This is a genomic window from Methylobacterium sp. A54F, from assembly GCF_053346035.1.
On record NZ_JBKFBF010000002.1, the window covers coordinates 554,074 to 564,606 of the forward strand.

Annotated in this window: 7 protein-coding genes, 1 tRNA gene and 1 pseudogene; 4 read left to right on the plus strand and 5 right to left on the minus strand. The window is 69.3% G+C overall.

Translation table 11 applies throughout. From position 1 onward, the window contains the following. Window positions 1-86 precede the first annotated feature (86 nt). The 3 genes from htpG to ACLBXP_RS06250 all read left to right on the plus strand — a co-directional run bounded on the left by htpG (window position 87) and on the right by ACLBXP_RS06250 (window position 3,141). Window positions 87-1,925, plus strand: coding sequence for a molecular chaperone HtpG (htpG, locus tag ACLBXP_RS06240; protein ID WP_447666701.1), 1,839 nt, complete (start codon window positions 87-89; stop codon window positions 1,923-1,925). Next, window positions 1,925-3,001 (plus strand): glycosyltransferase, encoded by a 1,077-nt coding sequence (locus ACLBXP_RS06245; RefSeq protein ID WP_447666702.1) that lies wholly within the window; start codon window positions 1,925-1,927, stop codon window positions 2,999-3,001. Before htpG ends, ACLBXP_RS06245 begins: the two co-directional genes overlap by 1 nt. Window positions 3,002-3,051: 50 nt before the next feature. Next, a tRNA-Ser gene (locus ACLBXP_RS06250) sits at window positions 3,052-3,141 on the plus strand. A 395-nt stretch (window positions 3,142-3,536) separates the two neighbouring features. Here ACLBXP_RS06250 and ACLBXP_RS06255 read toward each other — a convergent pair. The 5 genes from ACLBXP_RS06255 to pedF all read right to left on the minus strand — a co-directional run bounded on the left by ACLBXP_RS06255 (window position 3,537) and on the right by pedF (window position 9,773). Further along, entirely contained in the window at window positions 3,537-5,069 is a 1,533-nt protein-coding gene (locus ACLBXP_RS06255) for an aldehyde dehydrogenase family protein (RefSeq protein WP_447666703.1), read from the minus strand. A 162-nt stretch (window positions 5,070-5,231) separates the two neighbouring features. After that, window positions 5,232-5,951: an MIP/aquaporin family protein gene (locus ACLBXP_RS06260; protein ID WP_447666704.1), complete on the minus strand. Its 720-nt coding sequence runs from the start codon at window positions 5,949-5,951 to the stop codon at window positions 5,232-5,234. Between the two features lie 199 nt (window positions 5,952-6,150). Then, a complete protein-coding gene (locus ACLBXP_RS06265) occupies window positions 6,151-7,917 on the minus strand; it encodes a PQQ-dependent methanol/ethanol family dehydrogenase (protein WP_447666705.1) in 1,767 nt (588 codons plus the stop codon). Between the two features lie 423 nt (window positions 7,918-8,340). Next, on the minus strand, window positions 8,341-9,102 hold the full coding sequence (locus ACLBXP_RS06270) for a substrate-binding periplasmic protein (protein ID WP_447666706.1): 762 nt from the start codon (window positions 9,100-9,102) through the stop codon (window positions 8,341-8,343). A gap of 242 nt (window positions 9,103-9,344) precedes the next feature. After that, window positions 9,345-9,773: a cytochrome c-550 PedF gene (gene pedF / locus ACLBXP_RS06275; protein WP_447666707.1), complete on the minus strand. Its 429-nt coding sequence runs from the start codon at window positions 9,771-9,773 to the stop codon at window positions 9,345-9,347. A gap of 354 nt (window positions 9,774-10,127) precedes the next feature. On the opposite strand from pedF, the pseudogene ACLBXP_RS06280 reads away from it, so the two are divergent. Next, a pseudogene (locus ACLBXP_RS06280) lies at window positions 10,128-10,533 on the plus strand (ABC transporter substrate-binding protein); the annotation flags it as partial.

Here is a 10,533-nt window from a genome sequence, read left to right on the forward strand (position 1 = left end):
CGGGATGCGGTGCGGATCGCACGCGCGCATTGAAATCCGGACGGGGCGGCTGCATATCGCCCCCGATTTTCGCCAAGGAGGACCACGTGAGCGAGACGGCGGAGCGGCACGAATTCGGCGCGGAGGTCGGGCGCCTGTTGGACCTCGTGGTCCACGCCCTCTACTCCGACCGCGAGATCTTCCTGCGCGAGCTCGTGGCCAACGCGGCCGACGCCATGGACCGGCGCCGGTTCGACGCGCTCACCAACGCCGCGAGCGCGCTGCCGGCGGACGCCAAGGTGCGGATCCGCCCCGACAAGACCGCGCGCACCCTCACCATCGCCGATGCCGGCATCGGCATGTCGAAGGAGGAGCTCGCCCAGAACCTCGGCACCATCGCGCGCTCGGGCACTCGGGCCTTCTCCCAGTCCCTCGGCGAGGCGAGCCCCGAGGACCGGCCGAGCCTGATCGGCCAGTTCGGCGTTGGCTTCTACGCGGCCTTCATGGTGGCCGACCGCGTCACCGTCACCTCCCGCAAGGTCGGCGCCGACGAGGCCTGGACCTGGGCCTCGGAGGGCCAGGGCAGCTACACCCTGGAGCGCGCCGAGAAGGCGGAGCCCGGCACCGACATCGTGCTTCACCTCAAGGCGGATGCCGACGAGTACCTCGAGACCTATCGGCTCGATCACGTCGTGCGCAAATGGGCCGACTTCATCACCGTGCCGATCGCCCTCGTGCAGGAGGAGGGCAAGGAGGAGGCCGCGAACCAGGGCAGCGCCCTCTGGCGGAAGGCCAAGTCCGAGATCACGGAGGAGCAGTACGAGGGCTTCTACCGCCAGGTCGGCATGAACTTTGACAAGCCCTGGGCGACCCTGCACTGGCGGGCCGAGGGGCAGCTCGAATTCACTGCCCTGCTGTTCGTCCCCGGCATGAAGCCGTTCCAGGCCCTCGAGAACGAGCGCGAGAGCAAGGTGCGGCTGCACGTGCGCCGCATGTTCATCACCGACGAGGCCGGGCTGCTGCCGCCCTGGCTGCGCTTCGTGCAGGGCGTCGTCGACACCGAGGACCTGCCCCTCAACGTCTCCCGCGAGATGCTGCAGGCGACGCCGGTGCTCGCCAGGATCCGCCGCGCGGTGACGGGCCGCGTCCTCTCCGAGCTGGCGAGCCGCGCCAAGGACGCGGACGGCTACCGGAGCTTCTGGGAGAATTTCGGCCCCGTCCTCAAGGAGGGCATCTACGAGGATTTCGAGCGCCGGGCCGAGATCGCACCCCTCCTGCGCTTCCGCTCCTCGGCCGTCGAGGGCTGGACCGCCCTGCCCGACTACGTGGTGCGCATGAAGGACGGGCAGGAGGCGATCTACTACCTCGTGGCCGACGACGCCGAGGCCCTGGCGAACTCGCCCCAGCTCGAGGGCTTCCGGGCCCACGGCATCGAGGTGCTGCTGCTCTCCGACCACGTCGACGCCTTCTGGCCCGAGCAGCTCGGACGCTTCGCGGACAAGCCCCTGCGCTCGGTCACCCAGGGCGGCATCGACCTCTCGGCGTTTCCCGCCGAGGGCGAAGCGGGCGAGGCGCTCGCGGGCCTCGACGACCTCGTCGCCCGCCTGAAGGCCGCGCTCGGCGCCGACGTCTCCGACGTGCGCGCCACGGACCGGCTGGTGGACAGCGCCGTGGTCCTCTCGGCCTCGGGAGGCGGCCCGGACCTGCAGATGCAGCGACTGCTGCGCCGGGCCGGCCGCGCGGCCGGAGGGGGGTTGCCGATCCTCGAGATCAATCCCCGCCACCCGCTGATCCGCGGGCTCGCCGAAGGACCCGAGTCGGACGTCTCCGCCGCCGCCGGCACGCTCCTCGACCTCGCCCGCATCCAGGACGGCGACACGCCGCGCGACCCGGTCGCCTTCGCGCGCCGGATGGCGGCGGCCCTCGCCGGCGCCGGCGCGCGCTGATGGCGGCGGGGAGCGGGGCCGGCCCGGTCCGGATCCTGCTCCCCACCCTCTACGGCACGCAGGGCGGCTCGACCCGGGTGCTGCTGGCCAGCGCCGCGGCGCTGCGGCCCGGGCACCACGTCACCGTGCGCGCGCCGCTCCCAGAGGCGGACGAGCGGGTGCCGCTCCGCTTCCCCGCCGAGCCCCTCACCGGCGCCCGCCGCAAGCGCGCCGTGCTGCCCCTCCTCGCGCGGCTCGTGGCCGCGGAGGCGCATGCGCTCCGCCGCCTGCGGCCCGACATCATCCACGTTCACGACGAGCCGAGCCTCTACGTCTACGGCCTCGCCGCCCGGCTCCTGCGCCCGCGCCCGCACCTGCTCTGGCACCTGCACGCCCCGGCGGGGACCGGGCGGAGCGCGCGGCTGCGGGCGGCGCTCGCCGATTCCTGCATCCTGATCAGCCCGCACGCGGCAGCGCCCCCCGGGCTGCCCGCGACCCTGATCCGCAACCCCCTCGCCTTGCCCGACGCGGACGGGACGCCCGCGCCCGATCGCACCGCCCTCGCGGTGGTCGGCGCCCTCGGCCCCCGGAAGGGCCAGGACCTCGCCGTGGAGGCGTTCGCGCAGCTGCGCGGCGAGCCGGCCTTCGAGGCTTCCCACCTCACCCTGATCGGCCCGGAGCTCGACCCCGCCTACGCGGGCGCCCTGCGCGCCAGGATCGCTGCCCTCGGGCTCGGCGACGCGGTGACCTTCGCGGGCGAGCGGACGCCGGACCAGGCCTTCGCGGGGGTCGGCCTCGCGCTGTTTTCCTCCACGCTCGAAACGCAGCCCCTGGCACTGGCCGAGGCGCTCGCCCGCGGCCTGCCGGTGGCGGCCTCCGACATCCCCGCCCACCGGGCGATGATCGCGGAGACCGGGGCCGACAAGGCCTGCCTCGCTCCCCGCGACCCGGCACGCCTCGCGGCCGCGGTCCGCGCCGCCCGCGCGCAGCCCGCGGACGTGCAGGCCCGCACCCGCGCCCTCTACGCGCCGGAGCGCTTCGCGGCCGGGCTGCGCGGGCACGTCGCCGCCCTGGCGGAGGTGCGGAAACGCTTGTGAAAGCCCGACCGTTCATGCTAGGCACCGCCCGTCTCGTCGAGGCACTTCGCGGAGAGGTGGCAGAGCGGTTGAATGCACCGCACTCGAAATGCGGCATGCCTGCAAGGGCATCGGGGGTTCGAATCCCCCCCTCTCCGCCAAGTCTCCCCGAAAGCGCTGATATGGCCGGCTAACGGCCCGCGCCCCGGCTCGGCATGCGATTGGGCACGCCTGCGCAAGCCCTTCATCCGAGCGGGAGACGACCTCGCGCTTTAGGCCATCATTCCTGTCGAACGGTGCAGGGTGCGCGGGCCGGCAGCCGAGCTTTCGTGGCTGCCGGCATGTCAGAATTTCGGGGGCTTTCGCAGGCGGAGCTGGAATCGGCGGACGACGGACAATCGGGTCCCGAGCCCGATGACACCTCCTGTCGTGCGCGGGCGCCGACGGAGCGGGCTTCAGCCTTTCGGTCGCGCCGGACGGTCCCCTGATCGCATCCGCCCTGGAAATGCCGCCGTACGGGATCCGCGGGAGCCGGGTGGCTCCCGCGCGTTCTCCGTTACAGGCTGCCGAGGCGCGTGGTGATGGCCTTGGTCTCCAGGTAGTTCGACAGCACCGCCTGGCCCATCTCGCGGCCCCAGCCGGACTGCTTGTAGCCGCCGAAGGGCAGCGCCGCGTCGAAGACGTGGTAGCAGTTGATCCACACCGTGCCGGCCCGGAGCCGGTGCGCGACCTGCTGGGCGAGACCCGTGTCCCTGCCCCAGACGCCGGCGGCCAGCCCGTAGACGGAGTTGTTGGCCTCGGCGATCAGCGCGTCGTCGACCTCGTCGAAGGGCGTGGCGACCAGCACCGGGCCGAAGATCTCCTCACGGACCACCTTCATGCCGGGATTGACGTCGGTGAGGATGCGCGGGGCCACGAAGTAGCCCTTGCCGCTCGGGACATCGTCGCCGCAGACGATCTCCCGGGCGCCCTCCTCGCGGCCGGCGGCGATGTAGCCGTTCACCCGCTCGTACTGCACCGAGGAGACCAGCGGGCCCATGTCGGTGCCGTCCACCAGGCCGTGCCCGATCTTGATCTTGCTCGCCTCCGCGGCGATGCCGTCGATCACCTTGTCGAAGATCGAGCGGTGCACGAAGAGCCGCGAGCCGGCGTTGCAGCACTGGCCGTGGTTGAAGAAGATCGCCGCGTTCGCGCCGGGGATCGCGAGCGAGAGATCGGCGTCGGGCAGGATGATGTTCGGCGACTTGCCGCCGAGCTCGAGCGAGACGCGCTTCAGGTCCTGCGAGGCCGCGCGCACGATGATCTTGCCGACCTCGGTCGAGCCCGTGAAGGCGACCTTGTTCACGTCCGGATGGGCCGCGAGCGCGGCGCCGGCCGTCTCGCCGAAGCCGGCGATGATGTTGACCACACCGTCCGGCAGGCCGGCCTCGATCATGAGCTCGCCGAGGCGCAGGGCCGAGAGCGGCGTCTCCTCGGCGACCTTCAGCACGACCGTGCAGCCGGTGGTCAGAGCCGGCGCGAGCTTCCAGGCGGCCATCAGCAGCGGGAAGTTCCACGGGATGATCTGGCCGACGACGCCGATCGGCTCGGGCCGGGTCGCGGAGAAGAAGTCCGAGCCGGGCGCGGCGAGCGCTGAGATCGGGATCGACTTGCCCTCGATCTTGGTGGCCCAGCCGGACATGTAGTGGAACATGTCGGCCGACAGCGTGACGTCGGCGGCCTTGGCGACGTTCCGGGGCTTGCCGTTGTCGATCGCCTCAAGGGCTGCGAGCTCGTCGGCATGCTCCAGGATGAGGTCGCCGATGCGGTGCAGCAGGCGGCCGCGGGCGGAAGGCGTCATCCGGGCCCAGGGTCCGCCCTCGAAGGCGCGCCGCGCAGCCTTCACGGCGAGATCGACGTCGGCCTTGTCGCCCTCGGCGACGTGGGCGATGACCTCGCCGGTCGCCGGGTCGGTGACCTCGAAGGTCTTGCCGGACTGAGCGGGCACCCACTTGCCGTCGATGAGGAGGTGGCGCTCCTTCGAGAGCCAGGCGCGGATCTCCGGCGGCAGATTCGGGGTCGTGGTAGGAATATCGGCGCGTGCATTCATGGCTACAGCCTCCCTGTATTGCGCTGATTGCGTTCTGTACGGCCAGCGCTAAGCTTAAGATAAAATTCTGTCCGTGTTTTTCAAGTATATTCAGCAACTCGGCCAATGCCAAGGGCGGAAGGTCAGTCTTCGATCCGGACCTTCCCCCGGGCAGGAACCGAATCAGCCGAGGCCCACCGCCTTGGACAGGATGATGGCGAGCACGCCGCCCGCGATCGGACCGGCGACGGGGATCCAGGAGTAGCTCCAGTCCGAGCTGCCCTTGCCGGAGATGGGCAGGACGGCATGCGCGATCCGCGGCCCGAGATCGCGAGCAGGGTTGAGCGCGTAGCCGGTCGGTCCGCCGAGCGAGAGCCCGATGCCCCAGACCAGGAAGCCGACCATGATCGGGCCGAGCGGGCCCGTCGTGCCGACGCTCTTGGAGAAGATCGCGATGACCACGAAGACCAGCAGGAAGGTTCCGATCGCCTCCGTGAGCAGGTTCGCCTTCACGTCCCGGATCGCGGGACCGGTCGAGTAGCAGGCGAGCTTGAGGCCGGCATCCTCGGTCTTCGCCCAATGGGCGAGGTAGGAGAGCCAGACCAGTGTCGCCCCGAGGAAGGCCCCGGCGAACTGACCCGCGATGTAGGGGACGACCTTCGAGGCATCGCCGCTCGCATAGGCGAAGGCCAGCGTCACCGCCGGGTTGATGTGGCCCTGCGAGCCAGCGGCGATCGCCACCACGACCCCGGCGAGCACCGCGAAGCCCCAGCCGGCGGTGATGGTGATCCAGCCGCCGCCGTTGCCCTTGGACCCGGCGAGCAGCACGTTCGCGACAACGCCGTTCCCCATGAGGATGAGCACGAGCGTGCCCAGCAATTCTCCGATGAAACCCTGAGACATCATTCAGCCCTTTCCCGGCGCGACGCGCCGACGTTCCACGCTTCCTCGAAGGCCGATCGTCGCAGAGCGTCTGCCGCGCTCCTGTCCCGACGATCGGGCCGGCCGCCGGACGGCTCCGGGCCGCCCGGCATTCTCGACGCCGGGTGCGCAACGTCGCGCACGCGGTGTCGTCAGCGGTTCCGGAAGCCGTCCGGAACCGTCAGTTCGCGGCGAGCTTCTTCGGCAGCTTGAAGGCCCAGAAGCTGCCGCCCTGGTTGACGTGGGACGTCGATTTGGCGACCTCGCCGCCCCAGAGCGGCACCGCGCCGCCCCAGCCGGCCGCGACGCCGACCCACTGCTCGCCGTCCTGCTCCCAGGTGATCGGGGAGGCGACGACGCCGGTGCCGACCTGGAACTTCCAGAGTTCCTCGCCGGTCTTGGCATCGAAGGCCTTCAGGAAGCCCTCCGGCGTGCCGGTGAAGACGAGGTTGCCGGCCGTCGTCAGGACGCCCGCCCAGAGCGGCGCGTTGTTTTTGTATTCCCAGACCGTCTTGCCGGTGGCCGGGTCGATCGCCTTGAGCGAACCGATATGGTCCTTGAAGTTAGGGCTCACGTTGAAGCCGGCGCCGAGGTAGGCGGCGCCCTTCTTGTAGTTCACCGGCTCGTTCCAGAGGTCCATGCCCCACTCGTTCGAGGGGACGTAGAACAGCTTCGTGTCCGGGCTGTAGGCCATCGGCATCCAGTTCTTGGCGCCGAGGAAGCTCGGCGTGACATGGACCACCTTCCCCTTGCCGCCGTCGGCCGCCTTGCTGGGGTCGCCCGGACGGTATTCCGGATCGTAGATCGGCCGGCCGTCCGCGCCGAAGCCCTTGGCCCAGTTGACGCCGCTGACGAAGGGCGTCGCCGAGATGAACTTCCCGTTCGTGCGGTCGAGCACGAAGAAGAACCCGTTGCGGTCGGCGGTGGCGCCGGCCTTCACGGTCTTGCCGTCCTTGTCGAGATCGAACGGAATGAACTCGTTCACCCCGTCATAGTCCCAGCCGTCGTGCGGCGTGGTCTGGAAGCCCCAGACGATCTCGCCGTTCTCCGGGTTGAGCGCGATGCGGGAAGCCGACCACTTGTTGTCGCCCGGACGCAGCCAGGAGTTCCATGGGCCGGGATTGCCGGTGCCGAAGTAGATCAGGTTGGTCTCGGGGTCGTAGGTGCCGCCGAGCCAGGTGGCCCCGCCGCCGAACTTCCACATGTCCCCCGGCCAGGTCTCGTTGACCTTGCCGGTCATGGTCGAAGGCTTGCCGTTCAGCGTGCCCATGTGGCCCTCGATGACCGGCCGCTGCCAGACGAGCTCGCCCGTCTCGGCGTCCCGCGCCTCGACCCGGCCCACGATGCCGAACTCGCCGCCCGACACGCCGGTGATGATCTTGCCCTTCACGATGAGGGGCGCGGCCGTGTAGCTGTAGCCGGCCTTGAAGTCGTCGATGTCCTTGCGCCAGACCACCTTGCCGGTCTTCTGGTCGAGGGCCACGAGCTTGGCGTCGAGGGTGCCGAAGATCACCTTGTCCTTGTAGAGCGCGGCGCCGCGGTTCACGACGTCGCAGCAGGGCAGGATGCCCTCGGGCAGGCGGGCGGCGTATTCCCACTTCTTCTCGCCGGTGCGCGAATCGATCGCGTAGATGCGCGAGTAGGAGCCGGTGACGTAGATGACGCCGTCCTTGACGAGCGCCTGGCTCTCCTGGCCGCGCTGCTTCTCGCCCCCGAAGGAGAACGAGTAGGCCGGCACGAGGCCCTTGATGGTGTCCCGGTTGATCGCCTTCAGCGGGCTGTAGCGCTGGGCCTGCGGCCCGAGGCCGTTCGAGACGACATCTTGCGGGGTCTGAGCGTCGTTCAGGATGTCCTGATCCGTGACACCACCCTCCGCCGACGCGGCGGTCGCGCCGATGAGGAGCGCGAGGCCGCTGGCCGCAGCCAGGAGCTGATTGCGAAATACCATCCCGATTTCCTCCGCATGATTTGGCCAGAGGTGCTGGCCCGTGCGGCAGGGACACCTATGTATGGCGCCTCTCAAGTCCGCCTAGTATAGCTGCCATAGCCGGAAGACAATCGTCCATAGAAAAAATATGAATTTGGAAATAAAAACGCATATCACTCATTCTTACAATAGTTTGCATTGCGAAGAGTTCGTCTTCTCTCAAAATTTTTGCGCAGGCTCTGCGTTTGAGTTTAAATGACGCATTTGCTTTGCAGCAACGACTTCGGGTCCGATCTGATCGTCTTGCGATGCAATGCCGATTTCGCGAAACGAGGCGGATCGGCTGCGCAGGGCGCATCAGCGACAGACCGGTCAGACCCGGTCGGGTTGCCACCGGGCGGGGAACCTCGACGGCCGGGCGCGACCGCGGCGTGTTCGCGCCGGCTACTCGCCGGGGGGCGCTGCGTAGGACACGCCGTAGCGGGAGAAGATCGCGGCCAGCCGCCCGTCCCGCCGCATCGCCGTCAAAGCGTCGCCGACGGCATAGCCGAGATCGCGCGAATCACTGCGCACGGCGCCGCATAGTACGAGCCGTACCTGCATGAGGCCCGTCGACTGCAGATCCACGAGCGACATCCGTTCGGTCGAGGGCTGGACGCCGTGCAGGACGGCCTCGATCGCGCTCCTGGCGCCGGCCAGAGCGGCGGCCTCACCGGAGAGAAAGGCCCGTGCCGCCGCCTCGAAATCGCGGAAGTGGCGCAGCTTGACGCGATGGCGGCCCCCCTCGGCGAACAGCAGGATCGTATCCGCGGCGCTCGCCCCCGCGACGGCGATGCTGCGCTCCTCGAGCCCGTCGATCGCGTGCGTATCCGCGCCGGAGCGGACGACGAGCGCGAGCTGCTCCTCGTGATACGGAGCCGTGAGGACAATCTGCTCGTTGCGCAGGCCGAGTTGCCTGTCGTACGGCACGTGCAGCATGAGGTCGGCGAGCGGCGAGCCGGCGAGGTCACCCTTCCAGAGATTCAGGCGGAAGTCGCCGTCGACGGTCTCGGCCGCCTCGACGATGCGGATCTCCGCCGCGACACCCAGGGCTGCCGCGATCGCGCGCGCCATGTCGACCTCGATGCCCTCCAGAGCGTCCGCGCGCGTGTCGGAGAAGGGTCGGTTGTCGCTGTAGAGGGCGACCCGCAGGATCCCGGACGCCACGACGGTGTCGAGCGGACGCGTGAGCGCGCCTCCAGGCGAGGCCACCAAAGCGGCGAGGACGCCAGCCAGGAGCCGGCACCACGAACACCAGGCCCGACCGGCCGGACGACCGGTGGGCCGAAGGCCGGACCCGATCGCACCCGATGCACCGGCGACCTGCGATCCCCGCCCTGCCACGCCTGCGATCGGCGGACGGGTTGTCGCTCTGCCGGAGAGCGCTCCCGCCGGTTGCGGCCGGTCCATCAGTCCTCGTGCCGCGACTCGAGGTAGGACCGGATGGCCCACATCGCTTCCTGATTGAAGACACCCTTGAACGGCGGCATCTTGTAGACACCGTTCACCGTCGCCCCGTTCTGGATCCGCTCCAGGAACCAGGTGTCCCCCTCCTTGCCCTTCTCGAGGTAGCGCAGGTCGGGAGCTAGGCCGCCGGAGATCGCCTCCAGGCCGTGGCAGCGCGCACAGTTCTGGGTGTAGGCCGAAAAGCCGATCGCGACGGCTTTCGGGTCACCGCGGTAGGGGTTCTCTTCGAGCATCGTGTCTCCGAGAGGCCTCAGTCCCTCCGTATTCACCGGCTGAGGCTGGACATCGCCGTGCGCCATCACCGGTGACGCCGGCGCGCCGCAGATCGTCACGATCAGCGCGAGGCCGAGAAGCGTCTTCGTACAATTCATGTTTCCATACCTCACCACGCACCGCATCTGTCGAAGCAGCGCGGCGCTGGATGCCTTATATCAAGTAATAAAAATTGGAAACTCAGAAAGTTTTTTGCTTCGCCGACAAAAATTAGCGCTGGAAGATCGTTTTTTTCGCAACGCAGCAACTTTAATGCCGTGCGTATCTTATTAACGATTGAATATGGACAGGGACGTTCCGAGAATTTATCTCACAGGCTGGCAGGATGAGCGCAGCGAGGTGCGGCGGACAGCCTCGAACGCGTCAGGCGCCAGCGACGCAGGCGCCAGCGAAGACCCAGGCCCAGGATCATGGGATACAAGGATCACCGGCAGCGCCGATGGCTCGTCGCGATGGGCCTCCCGCTCCTGCTGCTCGCGTCCCCCGCGCCCCTCCGGGCCGCGCCGGCCGGCCCGCCCCTGGCGATCCACTACCTCGAGCGCCGGGTCGAGCGGGCCAAGCCGCTCAACAACGAGCCGCCCGTGCCGGCCGATGCGGGGCTGCGCGGGGCCGAGCTCGGCCTGCGCGACGCCAACGCCACCGGGCGCTTCCTCGGCCTCGCCTTCGCCCTCACGAGCACGGTGATCGCCCCCGACGCCGACATCCGCGCGGCCTTCGCCGAGATCGCCCGAAGCGGGGCGCCCCGCTTCCTCGTGGTCAACGCCCCGGCCGTCGACCTGCTCGCGCTCGCCGACCTGCCCGAGGCCCGCGACAGCGTCATCCTCAACATCGGCGCGCCCGACACGCGCCTGCGCGACG